Origin of the sequence: Bacillus sp. TH13 (assembly GCF_016651175.1) — a bacterium.
Taxonomy (GTDB): Bacteria; Bacillota; Bacilli; order Bacillales; family Bacillaceae_G; genus Bacillus_A; species Bacillus_A thuringiensis_S.
The window spans coordinates 239,133-261,031 of record NZ_JAEKEJ010000025.1 but is presented as its reverse complement, the minus strand read 5'-3'; the positions used below and the strand labels follow the sequence as shown (position 1 = coordinate 261,031).

Here is a 21,899-nt window from a genome sequence, read left to right as displayed (position 1 = left end):
TAGTATTTAACTGGCTTGTTTTTTTGTTTACCCTTATATTGGATTTTGGTGTATTGTAGTGAAAAAGTGTGTGTAAAATAAACTTTTAGAAAATAATTGAAAAATCATGATATAAAACCATTGATTACCTTAGGGGGTATGGTAAGATGTAATTGTGATTAACAAACAATGAATAAACAAGAGGAGGATTTTAAATGGAACAGTTAACATTACAAGTTGAAGGTATGTCTTGTGGACATTGTGTAAATGCTATCGAAAGCAGTGTGAAAGAGCTAAACGGTGTTGAACAAGTGAAGGTTCAATTAGCAGAAGGAACTGTTGAAGTTACTATCGACTCGTCTGCTGTAACATTAAAAGATATCGTTGCTGTAATCGAAGATCAAGGATACGATGTTCAATAATTATTTTTAGATATGGAAATAAATCGTACTTTAAATGGAGTACGATTTATTTTGCTAATAATTATACCTCATAAGGGTATATAGAGGTGAGAGACATGGATGAAAAAAAAGAGGCCAATCTTCAAATATCAGGAATGACATGTGCGGCATGTGCAAATAGAATTGAAAAAGGTCTAAAAAGAGTAGAAGGTGTTCATGAGGCAAATGTAAATTTTGCGCTTGAAAAAACAAAAATAATGTACGATCCAACTAAAACAAATCCGCAACAATTTAAAGAAAAAGTTGAATCATTAGGATATGGAATTGTAAGTGATAAAGCTGAATTTACTGTTTCAGGAATGACATGTGCAGCATGTGCAAATAGAGTTGAAAAGCGTTTAAATAAGTTAGATGGTGTGAACAAGGCGACAGTAAATTTTGCTTTAGAATCAGCCACAGTAGACTTTAATCCTGATGAAGTTAATGTAAATGAAATGAAGAGCGCGATTACGAAGCTAGGATATAAATTAGAAGTGAAACCAGATGATCAAGATGCATCAACTGATCATCGATTACAAGAAATTGAAAGACAAAAGAAGAAGTTTATTATTTCGTTTATTTTATCTTTCCCATTATTATGGGCAATGGTTAGTCATTTCTCATTTACGTCGTTTATTTATTTACCAGATATGTTAATGAACCCTTGGGTGCAACTAGCACTTGCAACTCCTGTTCAATTTATCATTGGTGGACAGTTTTATGTTGGGGCTTATAAAGCGTTACGTAATAAAAGTGCTAATATGGATGTTCTCGTGGCGCTTGGAACGTCTGCCGCTTATTTCTATAGTGTATATTTAAGTATTCAATCTATTGGTTCTTCGGAACATATGACAGATTTATATTTTGAAACGAGTGCGGTACTTATTACATTAATTATTTTAGGTAAATTATTTGAAGCGAAAGCAAAAGGGCGCTCATCAGAAGCGATTAAAAAATTGATGGGTTTACAAGCGAAGACAGCTACAGTAGTGCGAGATGGAACAGAAATAAAAATTTTGATTGAAGAAGTAGTAGCTGGTGATATCGTCTATGTAAAGCCTGGTGAAAAAATACCAGTAGATGGTGAGATTGTAGAAGGTAAGTCAGCGATTGATGAATCGATGTTAACGGGTGAAAGTATTCCTGTTGATAAGTCAATTGGGGATGTAGTAATAGGTTCGACAATGAATAAAAATGGTTTTTTAAAAGTGAAAGCAACTAAAGTAGGCAGAGATACTGCATTAGCTCAAATTATTAAAGTAGTAGAAGAGGCACAAGGTTCAAAAGCTCCTATTCAAAGGGTAGCAGATCAAATTTCAGGTATTTTCGTACCGGTTGTAGTTGTGATTGCGATTATCACATTTGCAGTATGGATGATATTTGTTACACCTGGTGATTTTGGCGGAGCACTTGAGAAAATGATAGCCGTACTTGTTATCGCATGTCCATGTGCATTAGGTCTTGCAACGCCTACATCTATTATGGCAGGATCAGGAAGATCGGCTGAGTATGGTATTTTATTTAAAGGTGGAGAGCATTTAGAAGCAACGCACTGGTTAGATACGGTTATTTTAGATAAAACGGGTACAGTGACAAATGGGAAGCCGGTGTTAACAGATGTAATTGTGGCAGATGGATTCAATGAAAATGAACTGCTTAGATTAGTAGGGGCAGCAGAAAGAAATTCTGAACATCCACTTGCAGAAGCGATTGTAGAAGGCATTAAAGAAAAGAAAATTGATATCCCAAGTTCAGAAATGTTTGAAGCAATTCCAGGATTCGGTATCGAATCAGTTGTAGAAGGAAAACAATTATTAATTGGCACACGTCGATTAATGAAGAAATTCAATATTGATATTGAAGAAGTTTCAAAATCAATGGAAGCGCTAGAACGAGAAGGAAAAACAGCAATGCTCATTGCAATCGATAAAGAATATGCTGGTATAGTTGCCGTTGCAGATACTGTAAAAGATACTTCAAAAGCAGCTATCACAAGGCTTAAGAAAATGGGTCTAGACATTGTTATGATTACAGGAGATAATACACAAACTGCTCAGGCGATTGCAAAGCAAGTTGGTATTGATCACGTAATTGCAGAAGTATTGCCAGAAGGAAAAGCAGAAGAAGTGAAAAAACTGCAAGGAAATGGTAAGAAAGTAGCGATGGTTGGAGATGGGATAAATGATGCTCCTGCTCTTGCTACAGCAAACATTGGTATGGCAATTGGAACGGGAACGGATGTAGCGATGGAAGCAGCGGATATAACGTTAATCCGCGGTGACTTAAATAGTATTGCTGATGCGATCTTTATGAGTAAAATGACGATAAGAAATATTAAACAAAATTTATTCTGGGCATTAGCTTATAATGCGTTAGGAATTCCAATTGCGGCATTAGGCTTCTTAGCCCCTTGGGTTGCTGGAGCAGCGATGGCATTTAGTTCTGTATCCGTTGTATTAAATGCATTACGATTACAAAGAGTTAAATTAAAATCTTAAAAAACTACATTAAGTAATTGAATAGAATTAAAAAACAATACTTTGAATAAGTATTGTTTTTTGTTCGTATAGAAATTAAAACGATATAATAAAGAAGAATTATTAAATCTTATGTAGTAGAAAAGTTAAGAGGTAGTTTGGTAAGGAGACTTATATATGTTAAAAGATATTATAATTAGAACATTTCAGAAAGAAGATTTAAATCAAGTATTACAATTGTTCTATGAAACAGTTCATACGGTTAATGCAAAAGATTATAATGAGTTACAGCTACAGGCATGGGCACCAGATCGACTAGAGGGAGAAAGCTGGTTACAGTCTTTAGAGAAGAATATTAGTTATGTAGCGGATTATAACGGTGTGATAGTGGGATTTGGGGATTATAATGATGAGCATTACGTAGATCGTTTATTTACACATAAAGATTATCAAGGAAAAAGGATAGCTTCCTACATACTACAGAAGTTAGAAAAAGAAGTAAACTTGGGGCATGGGGAGATATATACAGAGGCGAGTATTACAGCAAAACCTTTCTTTGAAAGTAAAGGTTTTATTTGCATAAAGGAACAAAAGAAACAGCATAATGGTCAGATTTTTATTAATTATGTAATGAAAAAATAGCCCTCTCGTAAACGAGAAGGCTATTTTTTTCATTATTTTACAGCTTCTTTAAGTTCTTTACCAGCTTTGAAAGCAGGTACTTTAGAAGCTGCGATTTGCATTTCTTCACCAGTTTGTGGGTTACGGCCTGTACGAGCAGCTCTTTCGCGAACTTCGAATGTACCGAATCCGATAAGTTGTACTTTCTCACCAGCAGCTAAAGTGTTAGTGATTGATTCTACTACAGTTTGTACAACTACAGTAGCTTCTTTTTGAGAAATCTCAGCATTTTGTGCTACGTTTTTAATTAATTCTGTTTTGTTCATGTTTTTCACCTCATATGTAAATAATGCTATTTAAGTTGTTATTATAACGTATAAAACATTCGAGAACAAGTGTACGTACATATATTCGTAAAAAAAATGAAATTTGTAATATTTTTGAGAGCTACTTTATAGACATTCCATTTAAGCGGACAGAGATTTGTTCTTCATTTCAGTCTTCTCTTGATGAGCAGGTAGTTTCTTATTATAAGATATGAAGTAAGGTAGTGCTACAAATAACATACCTCCTACTAAATTTCCAAAGAAAACAAAAATAAAGTTTGGAAAATATTCAGCCCAAGTGAAATGACCGGCAAAAATGGCGGCTGGGATGACAAACATATTGGCTACAACGTGTTGAAATCCAATCGCAACAAAAGTCATAACCGGGAACCAAATACCGATAATCTTTCCGATAAATTCTTTACTTCCCATACTGAGCCAAACAGCTAAACAAACGAGCCAATTACATCCGATTGCAGAAATAAATGCTTGCAATGGTGTATCTTGTAGTTTCGCTTGAGCGATAGAAATAGTTTTTGCTAAAAAAGCTCCTTCAGTTAAGCCAACGATATGACCGAAAAAGTAGGCTACAAATACAGCCCCTATGAAATTGCTAAATGTAACAATAACTAAATTTCGTATGAAATAAAATAAAGTAATTTTCTTTTGAAGCCAGGCCATAGAAACTGTCATCATGTTACCAGTTACTAGTTCACCGCCTGCAAGAATAACGAGAATAAGACCAACAGGGAATACAGCAGCGCCTAGAAAACTAGAAAATGATCCCCAATATTTTGGCATTGTCCCAATAACATGGATATCAAGTAAATACCCTAATGCGATAAAAGCACCACCAAAAAAACCAAGAATTAGCATAGGGAGCAATGATAAATGAGCTTTTTTCCTTCCTGAATTGGCAGCAAGTTCCGTAATTTCTTCTGGTGTAAATACAGACATGAATAATCCCTCCGTAATAAAATGATGGAATGAATAGAAAAAATTTCGAAAATCTATGTATTATAAAAATATGTTATGACTTCTGTATAAAATTGTCAAAGTGAATAGAGAGGGAATTACATTCATGTGATAACATTGTTCATGTTGTCACATGAATGTAACAATAAGGATTTAAAGTGTTTCTAGAGGTGAAAACATGAATACGAATCATGTAAAAAAAGAACGGAAAAAATCAATCGTAAAGATATTTATTATTAGTTTTATAAGTATATTAATGATACCAGTAAGTTTGTATTATTATGCGACAGAAATAGAACGAAAATTAGTAACAGTTACGTGGAATGAAATAGAAGCTTCTGCAATTCCTAAAGAATTTAATAATAAAAAAATATTACAGTTTTCAGATGTACATTTAGGACCAGAGTTTACACTGAAACAACTTGAACATTTAGTGGAGAAGATGAATGAATTACATCCAGATATAGTAGTTTTTACCGGAGATTTAATAGATAAATTTGGGTCTTATAGTGCGGAAAGAGAAGAAGCGAAGGCTATTTTGCAGAAAATTTACGCTCCCTTAGGGAAATATGCTGTGTTTGGGAATCATGATAGGGGCGGGGGCGGTAGTTTATTTTACAAAAAATATATGGAGGAAGCTGGTTTTTCTGTATTAGTAAATGAAGTGCAGAAAATTAAGGTGGAAAACGGCAAATATATTACAATATCAGGTTTGGATGATTTTCTATTAGGGAAGCCGCAAATAGATTCAACTTTAAAAAACTTGAAACAAAATGATTTCAACATGTTATTAGTACATGAGCCGGATGTTGTAACCAAAATAAATCGTTACCCAGTTGATCTTCAACTGTCAGGACATAGTCACGGAGGGCAAGTCCAAATTCCTTTTGTAGGTCCGTTAATTACTACCAAACTAGCTGAGAACTATGTTGAAGGTATGTATGAAGTAGAGGGGAAGAGTAAGCCGTTATATTTATATGTAAATCGTGGCATTGGGACTACTAGGATGCCTGTTAGATTTTGGAGTGTACCTGAACTTTCAGTTTTTGTGTTGAAGCAAAATAGTGACTAGAATAGTAGGAGGACTTTTAGAGAAAGTTCTCTTTTTTTATTGATTAAATACTGAATGTTATGTAAGTTTTATTTAAAATGTTAAATAAAGAAAGGGGAATTTCTATGATAGAAACATGGCATAAAGAATTGGAAAGTTTATATAACCAAATAGTTTCATGGCGAAGAGATTTTCATCAATATCCAGAGCTATCGTTTCAAGAAATAGAAACGCCGAGAAAAATAGCTGAAATCTTAAAAAGTTTTCATATTAATGTGAAAACAAATATCGGGGGTAGAGGGGTAATCGGCGTAATTGAAGGTGGAAGACCTGGGAAGCCGATAGCGCTACGTGCTGATTTTGATGAACAAGCAATGTTAATTGGTGGTAAATTACTTTTAAGTCTTGTGAATAGTTATGTAAGAGATGAAAAAGAATCTTTTCATCATGTAGAAGTGAAAAAGTAATTTACATAAATAAAAAACAACAATAGGTTATTTAACCTATTGTTGTTTTTTATTATTTTTGCAAGGGAATCGCATCAAAATATGTTCTATAGTTATTAGAGAATTCAAAGTTGTTTTTTGCATCCCAATTAATAGACCAAGACATTAGGCCGCGGAATGCAGGGTAGCCACTCTGATTTGAAAGCTTATACTTTCCTCCGAAAGGAATTCCTTTAATGATATAATCTAAAGCTTTTTTCATTTCAGTTGGAGAAATATATCCGCCACTTGGAGCGGCCGCTGGTGCTGCAGGAAGTCCAATCATGACTTGATCCGAACGAAGAGCTGGGAAAATGTTATTTGGATTACCACCTACAGGAAAACCATGTAAGAGCATATCTGCCATAGCGACTTCGTAGTCTGCAGTACCTTGATTGTAGTTATTACCGTCCATTCCAATCCCGCTACCAGCATTGTAGTGTTGAGCATGAATGTATGTTAGTTTGTCTTTCACTCCGTAAATAATTGGTAAATATGCACCCCATATGCTTCCATATGCGCTATAACCGCCTTGAACATAAGCTGTTTCAGGAGCCATGCTTAATAGAAAATTTGGACCATAATGATCTGAGATTGTCCGAATAGCTGAAATAAGATTTACGATTTGAGGAGTCGTTGGATTTTTGAAATTAGTGTCATTACCGTTTAAGTAAATTCCTGATTCAAGGTCAATATCTATTCCATCAAAACCGTATTTATCAATTAGAGATTGTATGGAATTAATAAAACGTTGCTTAGCGGCATTATCAGGAAGTAAAACGACCCCATTTTGTCCACCTATTGAAAGAACTACTTTCTTTCCTTTGCTTTTTAAATAAGCAATATCTGATTTGAATTCTGCATCCGTACCATACACAGGAGAAAATTCAACAGTGGAACGATCACCACCAGTTTCACCGAAAGATACATTGAGTACATCCCATTTTGGTGAAACGTCTCTTAATTTAATAATGCCAGTACCGTTATCAAAGTTATGCCAGTATCCAACAAGTAATTTTGATCCTAAATTGTTTGCTGCTTGTGTTTGAAAAGGGGATAGCGGTAGCAGTAAGAACATTACTAAAATACAACAAAAAAATTTGAACTTGTTTAACATATCAACACTCCTATACAAAAAGTTGTCTAGATGTATAATCTTGTTTATTTGATAATATCTGAAAATTCTTTCTTTTGTAAGAGGGCTATAATTTTCTCAACAATTGTGTGTGGGAAAGTATTAAACCTAATGAAATAATTTTTGAAGGAAGCTGAATTGCAATTGTTAAATTCAGAATATTTTGATATATTTTAAAGTATAGAACAAAATCTTTCACACAGTACTCTTACATAAATTTCAAAATTTAGTTTGGAAGGGGATGTACAAGAGTTGGATAAAAATCTAAAGAAAGACCTTAAAATACGCCACATTACAATGATCTCAATTGGCGGCGTAATAGGAGCTGGTTTGTTTATTGGAAGTGGTGCAGTTGTACATTCGGCAGGACCAGGTTCTATCGTTTCATATGCATTAGCAGGACTTCTAGTCATTTTCGTCATGAGAATGCTAGGAGAAATGGCAGCTGTTAATCCGACAAGTGGTTCATTTGCAACGTATGCAAGAGAAGCAATTGGTCCATGGGCGGGTTATACAATAGGCTGGTTATACTGGTTTTTCTGGGTAATTGTTATTGCAATAGAAGCCACAGCAGGTGCTGGTATTATCCAATATTGGATTCCACAAATACCGCTATGGTTATTAAGTTTAATATTAACAATTTTATTAACGTTGACGAACGTTTTTTCGGTGAAATCATTTGGAGAGTTTGAATATTGGTTTTCTTTTATTAAAGTAATAAGTATTGTTTTGTTCCTTTGCCTAGGTCTTGCTGTTATTTTAGGATTTGTTCCAGGAACAGAAGCACCCGGCACTTCGAATTTAATTGGACAAGGTGGATTTATGCCAAACGGTATAAGTTCGGTATTGCTTGGAATTACTGTTGTTATATTTTCATTTATGGGATCAGAGATTGTAGCAGTAGCGGCTGGTGAATCTGCAGAACCTGTAAAAGCAGTAAAAACAGCAACAAACAGTGTGATTTGGCGTATTCTTGTATTTTTTATTGGGTCTATAGCGGTAGTTGTTACGCTACTGCCATGGAATTCAGCAAACATATTAAAAAGTCCATTTGTAGCTGTACTTGAACATATAGGAATACCAGCGGCAGCACAAATTATGAATTTTATCGTTTTAACAGCTGTACTTTCTTGCTTAAATTCAGGTTTATATACAAACTCAAGAATGCTTTTTTCAATGGCAGAAAGAGGAGATGCGCCAAAGTCATTTTTAAAATTGAACAGTAGTGGTGTTCCTGTTCGAGCGGTTTTATTTGGAACTTTCTTCGCTTATATTGGAGTTGTTTTTAGTTACATTTCTCCAGATAAAGTCTTTTTGTTTTTAGTGAATGCATCTGGCGGGATTGCGTTACTAGTTTATCTCGTTATTGCAGTTTCGCATTTAAAGATGCGTAAAAAAATGGGGAAAGTGGAACAACAAAATTTGAAAGTGAAAATGTGGCTTTTTCCGTATGTAACGTATGTTACAATTGCCGCTATTATAGTGGTTTTAGTTGCGATGCTCGCAATTGATTCTTTACGTTCACAAGCACTTTTAACAATGTTTGTTACTGTTCTTATCATACTTTCGTATTTTATTTTTAATAGAAATAAAAATAGCACAGTTTTGAATCCTAAAAGTAAGAATGAGGAATCTGTTCGATTCTAATTTTCTTGTTTTCGAAGAGAGTTACACCCAATCATTGCTATAAAAGAATCATATATAATCATAGAAACAAGTAATTACTATTGTCATAGTGGATATAAACTTTTTTCTTGACTTTTTATACGAAGGCGAGCAGAATGGTAAAAAAGGAAGGGGGGATGATGATGGAAGAGTACGTATTAGAGCTGTATAACCTGTTATATACGACAGAATGGCAAGATATTGTTTCGTTTCTAGGAATAGTATTTTGCATGAAAATTGTAATTGTATATATGGAAGAGCAAGGTATGTTCTATTCCTTCTCATCTCCGTTCGATGTGCAGCGCGAGCCGTTGCTAAACTATGCCAATATGAATTACGAACAATTTCCTTTTGTAGTTTTCTTTATGATTCGATTTATAACAGCAATTGTAAAGAAGAAGGAAAGTGATGATGAAGAGTGCCACGCAACTTGTAAGGTAGCTAACGTTTTTTAAGCTAAATACAAGGAGGAGATTTATATGTGGTTTCGATTTCTTATGATTGGTTTCTTTTCATTAACAGCAATTTCATTAATGGGATATCAAGTGTCTGAAATTTTTCAAGCATATAGCGATACATTTTTTAATAAAAATTAATCGCGTTGCTATTTGAATAATAAAGCGATAAAATCCTTCTTAAGAAGTTTTATTAAGAAGGATTTTTTTCTTTGTCTTGTCTTGCTGTGTCAAACTATTGTCACATTTACACTGTGAATAATATGTTAAAATAGTGAGGTTATGTATACATACTTGAAGGAAGAGGGAGTGACCATTTTGGTGGATCAATCAACAAATCAGAAAAGCTATGCTCCTATTGTGATAACGCTTTCTGTAATTGTAAATGCGATTATTTTATTTTTGTTCTTTGGACCTGTTGGCTATGAAGGAGAAGTCCATTTTGATGTAACAATTTTACCAATGTTAAATGCGATTTTTAATAGCTTTACGTTCGTATTCTTATTAGCAGCTTTATACTCTATTATTAAAAAGAATGTGAAAATGCACCGTGGTTTTATCCTCGCAGCATTTACAACGACGTTGCTATTTTGTGTTTCTTATTTATCGTATCATTACTTGGCGCCAGCAACACATTTTGGCGGAGAAGGGTTCATTAAATATGTGTACTTCATTATTTTAATTACGCATATTATCCTTGCAGCAATTATCGTACCACTTGCATTGTTTGCGCTTGTATTTGGTTTTACAAATCAATTAACACGTCACCGTAAAATTGTACGTTGGACGATGCCGATTTGGTTATATGTAAGTTTATCTGGTGTTATTGTTTACTTAATGATCTCACCTTATTACCAATAAAAAATCTCAGCCTGTAGGCTGGGATTTTTTTATTAAGCAAATATTTTTGTGAAATGAAAAAAATATGGTATACAAAAGTATAGTTGCTTTTCATATAGAAGGGATGGTAAAGAAATATGCAAAATTTTGTATTTCGTAATCCAACGAAACTTATTTTCGGTAAAGGTCAATTAGAACAGTTAAAAACTGAAATTCCACAGTTCGGTAAAAAAGTTCTTCTCGTATACGGGGAGGCAGCATTAAAAGAAACGGTATTTATGATAATGTAATTTCTATTTTAAAGGATATAAATGCAGAAGTATTTGAATTGACAGGTGTTGAACCGAATCCACGTGTATCAACTGTAAAGAAAGGGATTCAAATTTGTAAAGAAAATGGTGTTGAATTTATTTTAGCAGTTGGTGGAGGAAGTGTGATCGATTGTACGAAGGCAATTGCAGCTGGTAGTAAGTACGATGGAGATGTATGGGATATTGTAACGAAAAAAACATTTGCTAATGAGGCATTACCATTTGGTACTGTACTTACTCTTGCAGCAACAGGATCTGAAATGAATGCAGGCTCGGTAATTACAAACTGGGAAACGAATGAAAAGTATGGATGGGGTAGCCCGGTTACTTTCCCGCAGTTTTCGATTTTAGATCCAGTTCATACTACTTCTGTACCGAAAGATCAAACAATTTACGGTATGGTAGATATTATGTCGCACGTATTAGAACAATATTTCCATCATGGAACGAATACAGAACTACAAGATCGTTATTGTGAAGCTGTTTTAAAAACAGTAATTGAGACAGCTCCTAAGCTTTTAAGTGATTTAGAAAATTATGAGCATAGAGAAACTATTTTATATTGTGGTACTATGGCGTTAAACGGCATTTTAGCGATGGGAGTAAAAGGAGATTGGGCGACTCATAATATTGAGCATGCAGTTTCTGCTGTTCATGATATACCACACGGGGGTGGCCTTGCGATTTTATTCCCGAACTGGATGAAACATGTTGTAGAGGAAAATGTAAGTCGTTTTAAACAGTTCGCTATTCGTGTATTTGATATAGAAACAGATGGCAAAACAGATAAAGAAGTGGCGTTAGAAGGAATTGAGGCACTACGTCAATTTTGGACTTCAATTGAAGCGCCAGCAACATTAGCTGATTACGGTATTGGAGAAAATGAAATTGATATAATGGCTAATAAAGCGATGGTGTATGGTGAATTTGGTAACTTTAAAAAATTAAATAAAGATGATGTTCTAAGTATATATAAAGCTTCTTTATAAGTGAATTTAGAAAAGAAACCTATTTGATTGTTTGATCGAATAGGTTTCTTTTTTGCTGTTTATAAACGTTTATGAATGTTTGTGATTATTTTTGATTGTTTATGGTTGATTTTTGTGACCGTTTTCATTATACTGTAATCAAAGAAGAGGTGAATAAAATGTTAACTCCTGAACGTCATCAAATGATATTGCAACTTGTAAAAGAACAGAAAGTTGTAAAATTACAGCAATTAGTTGAAAGAACAGAAAGCTCTGAGTCGACAATTCGCCGTGATTTAGCACAATTGGAAAAGCAAAGGTTATTAAAAAGAGTTCATGGTGGTGCCGCTGTTTTAACAGGAAAAGGGCAAGAACCAACGATGGTTGAAAAATCATCCAAAAACATTCAAATAAAACAACAAATTGCTAATTATGCGGCTAGCGTTGTTGAACAAGATGATTGTATTTATTTAGATGCAGGGAGTACAACATTTGAAATGATTCCATTTTTAATAAATAAAGATGTTACTGTCGTTACGAATGGACTTATGCATATTGAAGCTTTAGTTGAAAATAATATTCGTGCGTATTTACTAGGCGGAATGATGAAGAGTAGGACGAAAGCTTTAATCGGTGCTATGGCACAGGAAAGTATGCAGAAGTATCGCTTTGATAAATGTTTTTTAGGTGCAAATGGTGTACATGAACAGCTTGGCTTTACAACGCCAGATCCAGAAGAAGCGCTCTTAAAACAAATGGCATTAACATTAGCAAACGAAGGATATTTCTTAATTGATGAAAGTAAGTTTTCAGAAGTTGCGTTTGCGAAAATTGCAAATGTTGAAGATGCAAATATTATTACAAACCATTTAGAAATTGATTTAGAAAAATATAAAAAACAAACCAATGTAATTGAGGCTGATAAACAATGATCTATACAGTTACTTTAAACCCATCTATTGATTATGTAGTGCAAGTTCCTTCTTTTGATTTAGGAACAATAAATCGAGCGGAGAAAGATATGAAGTTTCCTGGAGGAAAAGGAATTAATGTTTCTCGTGTTCTTCAGCGTTTAGGTGTTAAAAATATAGCACTTGGATTTACTGGTGGATTTACTGGTCAATTTATTAAAGAGGTATTACATGATGAAGGTGTAACAACAAACTTCGTCCAAGTAGATGAAGATACTCGCATTAATGTGAAAATAAAAGGGAAAGAAGAAACAGAATTAAATGGCCAAGGTCCTATTGTAACAAAAGAGCAGTTCGAACGGTTAATGAAAAAAATTGAGAGTATGCAACCTGGAGATTGTGTTGTACTCGCTGGGAGTGTACCGGTCTCTATTCCAAGTACTTTTTACGAATCAATTGCTGCGTTTGGATCTGAAAAAGGTATTCGTGTAGTAGTAGATGCAAGTGGAAGTGCACTGCAACATGTAATTAAAAATAAGCCATTTTTAATTAAGCCAAACCATCATGAACTTGGTGAGTTGTTTGGAGTGGAGCTTTCAACAGTAGAGGACGTTTTACCTTATGGAAGAAAATTAATTGAACAAGGTGTAAAACACGTTATCGTATCGATGGCTGGAGAGGGAGCTTTATTATTTACGGCAGAAGGTATATATGAAGCGACTGTTCCAAAAGGTGTTGTAATTAATTCAGTTGGGGCCGGAGATTCTCTTGTTGCAGGATTTGTAGGCAAATATGAACAGACAAAGGATATTGAAAAGGCATTTCAATACGGCGTTGCAACAGGGAGTGCAACAGCATTTTCAGCTGATTTATGTGAGAAGGAAAAAGTAGAAGAATTATTGTCGCAAGTAATTGTAGCTAAGCGATAGGGGGAAGCAACATATGAAAATTACAGAATTATTAAAAAGGGATACAGTCATTATGGATTTGACAGCTTCAAATAAAGAAGCTGTCATAGATGAACTAGTTGAGAAATTAAACGGGGCAAATCGTTTAAATAGTAAAACGGAATTTAAAGAAGCTATTTTAAAGCGGGAGTCCCAAAGTACGACTGGAATAGGGGAAGGTATTGCAATACCTCATGCGAAGACAAAGGCTGTTAAACAACCATCGATTTGTTTTGGTAGAAGTGTAAGCGGTATCAATTATGAGTCGCTTGATGGACAGCCAGCACACTTATTCTTTATGATTGCTGCAAGTGAAGGAGCGAATAATACTCATTTAGAAACGTTGTCTCGTTTATCGACATTATTAATGGATGAAGGGTTTCGCAAGCAACTATTAGAAGCGAAGGATGAAAGTGAGCTTCTTCAACTATTTGATGAAAAAGAGAATGAAAAAGAAGAAGAGATTGAAGTTGCACAACCAGAAGGAAATGAACCGTACGTACTTGCTGTTACAGCTTGCCCAACTGGAATCGCTCACACATATATGGCGGCGGATAGCTTAAAAGCAAAAGCGGCAGAGTTAGGAGTAGCGATTAAAGTTGAAACAAACGGATCAACAGGTATTAAAAACGGTTTAACGAAAGAGGATATTGAACGTGCAACAGCTATTATTGTTGCGGCAGATAAACAAGTAGAAATGAATCGTTTTGCTGGTAAACATGTCATTCAAGTGCCAGTTGCTGATGGGATTAGAAAAACGGAAAATCTGCTTAAACGAGCTGTCAAACAAGATGCACCAATCTTTAAAGGTGTAAAAGAGGATGGGAAATCAGAAAGTATTGAGAGAGAAAAAGGATTAGGAATTTATAAGCATTTAATGAGCGGTGTAAGTAATATGCTTCCATTCGTTGTTGGTGGCGGGATTTTAATAGCGCTAGCATTTTCGTTTGGTGGTATAAAGGCGGAAGGTCCTTTAGCTGAATTGTTCATGTCAATTGGTGGAGGAAAAACAGGTGCGTTTTTATTCCTTGTACCAATTTTAGCTGGATTTATTGCAAGCTCTATTGCTGATCGTCCTGGTTTTATGCCTGGTGTTGTAGGTGGATTTTTAGCGGCGAATGCGAATGCTGGATTTTTAGGTGGATTAATTGCTGGTTTCTTAGCTGGATATGTTGTTTTAGGGTTAAAAAGATTATTTTCAGGACTACCAGTACAATTAGAAGGAATTAAACCTGTTTTGTTATATCCAGTCTTTGGATTATTGATTACAGGAGTTGTAATGCAAAAAGTAGTAATTCCGCCTGTAGTAGCATTAAATGAAATGTTGACAGGGTGGTTAAATGGTTTAAATGGTACGAATGCTATATTACTAGGTCTTATTTTAGGTGGTATGATGGCAATTGATATGGGTGGTCCAATTAATAAAGCAGCATTTACGTTTGGTATTGCTGCAATAGAAGCACAGAATTTTGGAGTACACTCAGCAGTTATGGCTGGTGGTATGGTACCGCCACTTGCGATTGCATTCGCAACTACATTCTTTAAATCAAAGTTTACAGAAGCGGAACGTAAATCAGGTTTAACAAATTATATTATGGGAGCATCGTTCATTACAGAAGGTGCGATTCCGTTTGCAGCTGCAGATCCGGTTCGAGTAATCGTAAGTTGTGTTGTTGGTTCAAGTATTGCAGGTGCGTTATCTATGTTATTCCAAGTTACATTACCGGCACCGCATGGTGGATTATTTGTAATAGCGTTAGTAAATAAACCGTTACTATATATTTTGTCTATATTAATTGGAACGATTGTCTCGGCTATTATGCTAGGTGTTTGGAAAAAGAAAGTTCAATAACAAATGAAAAGAGAGCAGCTTTTAGTAGCTGCTCTCTTTTCATTACAAAAAAATAGGTTAACAATGGAATATTGATGCTTTTTGGTAAAAGATGTAATGAATTGTGAATTTTTTGTAACAAAAAAGTAACACTGTAATTTTTTCTGGAAAAAAGTTCTTGTGCTCGTATATGGAAAATGTATGAAAACCATTGGAGATTGTATTAGAAATACATTTTATTAATATGGAAATTTATGTTACAACTCATTAATCGTATATTACGAATGCTTTGTAATTGTGTGATTTCTAAAAATTCTAAAAATCTGTTGCTATAATGAAAATACGAAAACAAAGCAAATGGAGGCTATTCATGAAAAAATTATTAAGTATAGCAACAGCAGCAGTTTTTGGTCTTGGGATTTTTGCAGGTTCTGCTAAAGCGGAAACAATTGTAACAACAGACGTATTAAATGTTAGAGAAAACCCAAATGTAGAGTCAAAGCTTGTAGGTAAAGTGTTAAGTGGGAATACACTAGATGTTATAAATACAGAAAATGGATGGACAAAAATTAAGTTAAACGGTAAGGAAGCGTTTGTAAGTGCTGAGTTTACAAGGAGCACATATTATGTAACGGCGGGCGTATTAAATGTTCGTGCTGGAGCGAATACTGATTCTGAAATTTTAGGTAAACTTAATAAAGATGATGTGATTGAAACGACGAATCAAGTTCAAAATGAATGGTTACAATTCGACTACAATGGAAAAGTCGGATATGTTCACGTGCCATTTTTAACAGGAACGGCACCTGTAATTGAAAAGAAAGAAGTTGTAGCTCAAGAAGAAGCGCCGGCTAGAACAAATACGCCTGTTAAAAATAATACAGCAGTTAAGAATAAAGAGTCTGTTAAGAGTAACGATTCTATTAAGAAGGTAGAATCAAGTAAACCTGTGGTAAAAGAAAAGCCGGCTGCCAAACCAGTTGCGAAATCTACTGAAACAAGTGCGCCTACTGGTGGTCGTGAAATTACAGTAGAAGCGACGGCATATACAGCAGATCCGAGTGAGAATGGTTCGTATGGTGGTCGTGTATTAACTGCAATGGGGCATGATTTAACAGCAAATCCAAATATGAAAGTAATTGCTGTTGATCCGAAAGTAATTCCGCTTGGATCAAAAGTATGGGTAGAAGGATATGGAGAAGCGATTGCTGGAGACACTGGTGGTGCGATTAAAGGAAATCGTATTGATGTATTAGTCGGTTCAGATGGTAGTGCTAATAGCTGGGGGCGCAAATCTGTAAAAGTGAAAGTTATACAATAGGTTATTGATATTAATATAAAAAGCGGTTGCTTGAAATTATGTAAGCAGCCGCTTTTTATGGATTATTGAAATGGATAAATAGTTTTACCTGTAATAATTTTATATGCACTGCAAAATTGCGTTTGTATATATTCTGTATTTTTATTTTCTGGATGTAATGTTGTTTCATGGAGAGTAGAATGAAAGGCCCGTAGTAAACAATTTAGGGCAAAGTATAATTCCTCTTGTGAACAATTTTGTTCTTTTGTAGAAGTAGCTAAAATGAGGTCTTTTGTCAAAGATGAAAAATTGATGGTGGATTGTTTCATAGTTAACTCATCCTCTCGAAACTATTTTTATCATGTATATGCAGAATTGGACAAACTATGTTCTTTTTTATGTGTAATTTCATGTACCGAAATGAAAGAACTTGCAATCATGCCGTTAAAATTGGTAAGATTGGATATAATCAATAGATGGAGTATATTACATAAAGAGAGTTGAATGATATGGGAGAAGTGCAACGTGAAAAAGTTGCTGTCATCATTGGACCAACTGCTGTTGGAAAGACGAAGTTAAGTATCGATCTTGCCAAAGCGTTGAACGGTGAAATTATTAGTGGTGATTCCATGCAAATCTATCGAACGATGGATATTGGAACTGCAAAGGTAACACAAGCAGAGATGGACGGAATTCCACATTATATGGTCGATATAAAAAATCCGGAAGATTCATTTTCTGTCGCGGAATTTCAAGAACGTGTTCGCAAGCATATTCGAGAAATTACAGAACGTGGTAAATTACCAATTATAGTTGGTGGGACCGGTCTTTATATACAATCTGTTTTATTCGATTATCAGTTTACAGATGATGCTGGTGATGTGATATACCGAGAGCAAATGGAAAAGTTAGCTTTAGAACGCGGTGTGGAATATGTACATAAAAAATTGCAAGAAGTAGATCCGGAAAGTGCGGAGCGTATTCATGCAAATAATGTACGACGTGTCATTCGAGCGTTAGAAATTTTCCACACGACGGGTGAAAAAATGAGTGACCAAATTGAGAAACAAGAAAAAGAGTTACTCTATGATGTTTCATTAATTGGCTTGACAATGGATCGAGAAATGCTATACGATCGCATTAACTTACGAGTGGATTTGATGATGGAACAAGGCCTATTAGAGGAAGTAGAAGGTCTGTATAATAGAGGGATACGAGATTGTCAATCTATTCAAGCGATTGGATATAAAGAAATCTATGATTATTTTGAGAATCGAGCCCCTTTAGAAGATGCGGTATCACAATTAAAGACGAATTCGCGTCGCTATGCAAAGCGTCAATTAACGTGGTTCCGTAATAAAATGGATGTCACGTGGTTTGATGTTACAGACGGTGAAAAAACGTCAGAAATTTTACGATACATAGAAGGAAAGTTACAAGTAAAGTCGAATAATAGTAAGTAGAGAAAAAGAGGAGGATTCGACATGAAGCAATCAATCAATATTCAAGATCAGTTTTTAAATCAACTCCGTAAAGAAAATACGTTTGTTACGCTGTACTTATTAAATGGTTTCCAGCTTCGTGGGCTAATTAAAGGATTTGATAATTTTACAGTCCTGCTGGAAACAGAAGGTAAGCAACAGCTTATTTATAAACATGCAATTTCTACATTTGTACCACAAAAAAATGTTTCAATTGAATTAGAATAGTAATGAATTATTGTACATAACAAAAAAGAGCGAGTTTCCTCGCTCTTTTTTTATTTGTCATAAACAATATATAGTGAAATTTAAGCGATTCTAAATACAGTAAGGCGGATGTTAGTATTTCCTGTCGCAGGGATTGTAATCTCATTAAGAGTAGATTGGACAGAAATTCTTGCACCAGCTGCTAATGTTTCAATTGTAGTAAATGAAAGTGAGTCGCCTATTAAATTTGAAGAGAAGTTATCAGTTGCGACAGCTCCATTAATTGAAATTCCTACTCCAAGTGGAGCGCATCCTGGCGCAGTTGTAGAAATGGATACGCTAATTACATAAATGCCACCGTTGATAACAGTAACTGTATCTGTGCCGTTGAAGATAATATTGTTTACGTTAATTGCAGTACTAAAAATAAAGTTATTAAATTGCAGTACTGTTTGCTGAATATTGTTTGTTACAACAATTGTTGCTACAGGGAAGCTAGGTCCAGTAGGCCCAGTAGGTCCGGTAGGCCCACCAGAAGGTCCAGTAGGTCCAGTAACTCCTATACCAGTAGCGCCGGTAGCACCCGTTGGTCCTTGAATGCCTTGAGATCCAGTGGCACCTGTGTTACCTTGAACGCCCTGAGGTCCGGTAGCGCCCGTGTTACCTTGAACACCCTGAGGTCCAGTGGCACCAGTAGCACCTGTGTTACCTTGAACACCTTGAGGTCCAGTAGCACCAGTGGCACCTGTGTTACCTTGAACGCCTTGAGGTCCAGTAGCACCTGTGTTACCTTGAACACCCTGAGGTCCAGTAGCACCTGTGTTACCTTGAACGCCCTGAGGTCCAGTAGCACCCGTGTTACCTTGAACACCCTGAGGTCCAGTGGCACCAGTAGCACCTGTGTTACCTTGAATACCCTGAGGTCCAGTAGCACCCGTGTTACCTTGAACACCCTGAGGTCCGGTAGCGCCCGTGTTACCCTGAGCACCTTGAGGTCCAGTGGCACCAGTAGCACCTGTGTTACCTTGAGGTCCCTGAGGTCCAGTAGGTCCAGGAGGCCCGCCAGAAGGTCCAGTAGGTCCGGTAACTCCTATACCAGTAGCACCGGTAGCACCCGTGTTACCTTGAACACCCTGAGGTCCAGTGGCACCGGTAGCACCTGTGTTACCTTGAACACCTTGAGGTCCAGTGGCACCTGTGTTACCTTGAACGCCTTGAGGTCCAGTAGCACCTGTGTTACCTTGAACACCCTGAGGTCCAGTGGCACCCGTGTTACCTTGAACACCCTGAGGTCCAGTGGCACCAGTAGCACCTGTGTTACCTTGAGCACCTTGAGGTCCAGTGGCACCTGTGTTACCTTGAACGCCTTGAGGTCCAGTAGCACCGGTAGCACCTGTGTTACCTTGAACACCTTGAGGTCCAGTGGCACCAGTGGCACCTGTGTTACCTTGAACACCCTGAGGTCCAGTGGCACCAGTAGCGCCTGTGTTACCTTGAACACCCTGAGGTCCAGTGGCACCAGTAGCGCCTGTGTTACCTTGAACACCCTGAGGTCCAGTGGCACCAGTAGCACCTGTGTTACCTTGAGCACCTTGAGGTCCAGTGGCACCTGTGTTACCTTGAACGCCTTGAGGTCCAGTAGCACCGGTAGCACCTGTGTTACCTTGAACACCTTGAGGTCCAGTGGCACCAGTGGCACCTGTGTTACCTTGAACACCTTGAGGTCCAGTGGCACCAGTAGCGCCTGTGTTACCTTGAACACCTTGAGGTCCAGTGGCACCTGTGTTACCTTGAACGCCTTGAGGTCCAGTAGCACCGGTAGCACCTGTGTTACCTTGAACACCTTGAGGTCCAGTGGCACCAGTGGCACCTGTGTTACCTTGAACACCCTGAGGTCCAGTAGCACCTGTGTTACCTTGAACGCCTTGAGGTCCAGTAGCACCTGTGTTACCTTGAACGCCCTGAGGTCCAGTAGCACCCGTGTTACCTTGAACACCCTGAGGTCCAGTAGCACCTGTGTTACCTTGAGCACCTTGAGGTCCAGTGGCACCAGTAGCACCCGTGTTACCTTGAGGTCCCTGAGGTCCAGTGGCACCAGTAGCACCCGTGTTACCTTGAACGCCTTGAGGTCCAGTAGCACCGGTAGCACCTGTGTTACCTTGAACACCCTGAGGTCCAGTAGCACCTGTGTTACCTTGAACGCCTTGAGGTCCAGTAGCACCGGTAGCACCTGTGTTACCTTGAACACCTTGAGGTCCAGTGGCACCAGTAGCGCCCGTGTTACCTTGAACACCTTGAGGTCCAGTAGCGCCTGTGTTGCCTTGAGGTCCAGTGGCACCAGTAGCGCCTGTGTTACCTTGAACACCTTGAGGTCCAGTGGCACCGGTAGCGCCAGTAGCGCCCGTGTTACCTTGAGGTCCAGTAGCACCAGTAGCACCTGTGTTGCCTTGAGGTCCAGTGGCACCAGTAGCACCTGTGTTGCCTTGAGGTCCAGTGGCACCAGTAGCACCTGTGTTGCCTTGAGGTCCAGTGGCACCAGTAGCACCTGTGTTGCCTTGAGGTCCAGTGGCACCAGTAGCACCTGTGTTGCCTTGAGGTCCAGTGGCACCAGTAGCGCCCGTGTTACCTTGAGGTCCAGTAGCACCAGTAGCACCTGTGTTGCCTTGAGGTCCAGTGGCACCAGTAGCGCCTGTGTTACCTTGAACACCTTGAGGTCCAGTGGCACCGGTAGCGCCAGTAGCGCCCGTGTTACCTTGAGGTCCAGTAGCACCAGTAGCACCTGTGTTACCTTGAGCACCTTGAGGTCCAGTGGCACCAGTAGCGCCCGTGTTACCTCGAGGTCCAGTGGCACCGGTAGCGCCAGTAGCGCCCGTGTTACCTCGAGGCCCAGTAGCGCCGGTAACACCCGTGTTACCTTGAGGCCCGGTAGCGCCAGTAGCGCCTGCTGGTCCAGTAGGTCCGGTAGGTCCTTGAATGAACGAAGCAGAATTAACTAGAGCAGTTTGTAATGCTGCTATTAATTTAAGGAGCTCTTGAAGTGTGCAAGGGTCAATTCGGAATAATTTTGTAATGTATAGTAAATAGTTAATGAGATTTTGAAGCTCAATAAATACAGCGCTTGCTACAAAGGTTGGATTTCTTAATATAGTTATTAAGTTTTTAATAATAGCTAACCCTTGTGCTTTCAGGGAGGAAGTAGCGTCTAGTGAACAAATGAATTTACTTAGTAGGTTCAATGTATCGATTAGATCTTCAATATTTTGGGGAGATGGATTTGCGAAAAGTTTTGGGATTATTTTTGTTAAATCAATAATAATCGCACGAAATGTTCTAAGTTGAGCTTTAGTAATTGGGATTGATGGAGTATTTGGAATTCGTCCGGCGCTACTTGGAAAGCATGGTTTGGAGAATTTGTTTTGATTGTCGTTATAACGAGACATTAAATCTCTCCTTTCTCATGAAAATGTGAACGAAACTCATCATAGTAGATGCAG

General features: G+C 37.2%; 18 protein-coding genes and 2 pseudogenes. 15 read left to right on the top strand and 5 right to left on the bottom strand.

Annotation, left to right across the window (positions count from 1 at the left end):
• Positions 1–194 precede the first annotated feature (194 nt).
• From copZ to JFU02_RS09555, 3 genes are all read left to right on the top strand, one after another.
• Positions 195–401 carry a copper chaperone CopZ gene (gene copZ, locus JFU02_RS09565; RefSeq protein ID WP_000436973.1) on the top strand — a complete coding sequence of 69 codons (207 nt, stop codon included), beginning with the start codon at positions 195–197 and terminating at the stop codon, positions 399–401.
• A gap of 95 nt (positions 402–496) precedes the next feature.
• Positions 497–2,917, top strand: coding sequence for a heavy metal translocating P-type ATPase (locus JFU02_RS09560; RefSeq protein ID WP_098318163.1), 2,421 nt, complete (start codon positions 497–499; stop codon positions 2,915–2,917).
• A gap of 156 nt (positions 2,918–3,073) precedes the next feature.
• On the top strand, positions 3,074–3,538 hold the full coding sequence (locus JFU02_RS09555) for a GNAT family N-acetyltransferase (protein WP_201070844.1): 465 nt from the start codon (positions 3,074–3,076) through the stop codon (positions 3,536–3,538).
• 32 nt (positions 3,539–3,570) lie between these two features.
• Here the strand turns inward: JFU02_RS09555 and JFU02_RS09550 are convergent, their stop codons facing one another.
• Together JFU02_RS09550 and JFU02_RS09545 are read right to left on the bottom strand one after the other, a co-directional pair.
• Positions 3,571–3,843, bottom strand: a complete 273-nt coding sequence (locus JFU02_RS09550) for an HU family DNA-binding protein (protein ID WP_001043904.1) — start codon at positions 3,841–3,843, stop codon at positions 3,571–3,573.
• A 141-nt stretch (positions 3,844–3,984) separates the two neighbouring features.
• Positions 3,985–4,800 carry a formate/nitrite transporter family protein gene (locus JFU02_RS09545; protein WP_098535872.1) on the bottom strand — a complete coding sequence of 272 codons (816 nt, stop codon included), beginning with the start codon at positions 4,798–4,800 and terminating at the stop codon, positions 3,985–3,987.
• Between the two features lie 196 nt (positions 4,801–4,996).
• Here JFU02_RS09545 and JFU02_RS09540 point away from each other — a divergent pair, with 196 nt between their 5' ends.
• Both JFU02_RS09540 and JFU02_RS31815 read left to right on the top strand, forming a co-directional pair.
• Positions 4,997–5,890, top strand: a complete 894-nt coding sequence (locus JFU02_RS09540) for a metallophosphoesterase (RefSeq protein WP_061666424.1) — start codon at positions 4,997–4,999, stop codon at positions 5,888–5,890.
• A gap of 104 nt (positions 5,891–5,994) precedes the next feature.
• Positions 5,995–6,234: pseudogene (locus JFU02_RS31815) on the top strand (amidohydrolase); the annotation flags it as partial.
• Positions 6,235–6,388: 154 nt separating this feature from the next.
• Here JFU02_RS31815 and JFU02_RS09530 read toward each other — a convergent pair.
• Positions 6,389–7,471, bottom strand: coding sequence for a chitinase (locus tag JFU02_RS09530; RefSeq protein ID WP_201070842.1), 1,083 nt, complete (start codon positions 7,469–7,471; stop codon positions 6,389–6,391).
• A gap of 270 nt (positions 7,472–7,741) precedes the next feature.
• Here JFU02_RS09530 and gabP point away from each other — a divergent pair, with 270 nt between their 5' ends.
• The 8 genes and pseudogenes from gabP to entD all read left to right on the top strand — a co-directional run bounded on the left by gabP (position 7,742) and on the right by entD (position 16,738).
• Positions 7,742–9,136 (top strand): GABA permease, encoded by a 1,395-nt coding sequence (gene gabP, locus JFU02_RS09525; protein WP_061666426.1) that lies wholly within the window; start codon positions 7,742–7,744, stop codon positions 9,134–9,136.
• A 134-nt stretch (positions 9,137–9,270) separates the two neighbouring features.
• A complete protein-coding gene (locus tag JFU02_RS09520; protein ID WP_201070840.1) occupies positions 9,271–9,609 on the top strand; it encodes a hypothetical protein in 339 nt (112 codons plus the stop codon).
• Between the two features lie 318 nt (positions 9,610–9,927).
• Positions 9,928–10,470 carry a DUF420 domain-containing protein gene (locus tag JFU02_RS09515; RefSeq protein ID WP_000228316.1) on the top strand — a complete coding sequence of 181 codons (543 nt, stop codon included), beginning with the start codon at positions 9,928–9,930 and terminating at the stop codon, positions 10,468–10,470.
• 116 nt (positions 10,471–10,586) lie between these two features.
• Positions 10,587–11,749: pseudogene (locus tag JFU02_RS09510) on the top strand (iron-containing alcohol dehydrogenase).
• A 158-nt stretch (positions 11,750–11,907) separates the two neighbouring features.
• A complete protein-coding gene (locus JFU02_RS09505) occupies positions 11,908–12,660 on the top strand; it encodes a DeoR/GlpR family DNA-binding transcription regulator (protein ID WP_000957287.1) in 753 nt (250 codons plus the stop codon).
• Entirely contained in the window at positions 12,657–13,568 is a 912-nt protein-coding gene (pfkB, locus tag JFU02_RS09500) for a 1-phosphofructokinase (RefSeq protein ID WP_000640855.1), read from the top strand. The genes JFU02_RS09505 and pfkB overlap by 4 nt, the downstream gene beginning before the upstream one ends.
• A gap of 13 nt (positions 13,569–13,581) precedes the next feature.
• A complete protein-coding gene (locus tag JFU02_RS09495; protein WP_061666427.1) occupies positions 13,582–15,438 on the top strand; it encodes a PTS fructose transporter subunit IIABC in 1,857 nt (618 codons plus the stop codon).
• A 349-nt stretch (positions 15,439–15,787) separates the two neighbouring features.
• Positions 15,788–16,738, top strand: a complete 951-nt coding sequence (entD, locus tag JFU02_RS09490; RefSeq protein WP_061666428.1) for a cell wall-binding protein EntD — start codon at positions 15,788–15,790, stop codon at positions 16,736–16,738.
• A gap of 62 nt (positions 16,739–16,800) precedes the next feature.
• On the opposite strand, the gene JFU02_RS09485 is transcribed toward entD, so the two are convergent.
• Positions 16,801–17,046, bottom strand: coding sequence for a hypothetical protein (locus tag JFU02_RS09485; protein WP_000814429.1), 246 nt, complete (start codon positions 17,044–17,046; stop codon positions 16,801–16,803).
• A gap of 180 nt (positions 17,047–17,226) precedes the next feature.
• Here JFU02_RS09485 and miaA point away from each other — a divergent pair, with 180 nt between their 5' ends.
• Both miaA and hfq read left to right on the top strand, forming a co-directional pair.
• Positions 17,227–18,180: a tRNA (adenosine(37)-N6)-dimethylallyltransferase MiaA gene (gene miaA / locus JFU02_RS09480; RefSeq protein ID WP_000504953.1), complete on the top strand. Its 954-nt coding sequence runs from the start codon at positions 17,227–17,229 to the stop codon at positions 18,178–18,180.
• A 21-nt stretch (positions 18,181–18,201) separates the two neighbouring features.
• Positions 18,202–18,426 (top strand): RNA chaperone Hfq, encoded by a 225-nt coding sequence (gene hfq, locus JFU02_RS09475; protein ID WP_000813896.1) that lies wholly within the window; start codon positions 18,202–18,204, stop codon positions 18,424–18,426.
• 80 nt (positions 18,427–18,506) lie between these two features.
• On the opposite strand, the gene JFU02_RS09470 is transcribed toward hfq, so the two are convergent.
• Complete coding sequence (locus JFU02_RS09470; RefSeq protein WP_201070838.1) at positions 18,507–21,845, bottom strand: Gly-Xaa-Xaa repeat protein; 3,339 nt, start codon at positions 21,843–21,845, stop codon at positions 18,507–18,509.
• Positions 21,846–21,899: the final 54 nt, after the last annotated feature.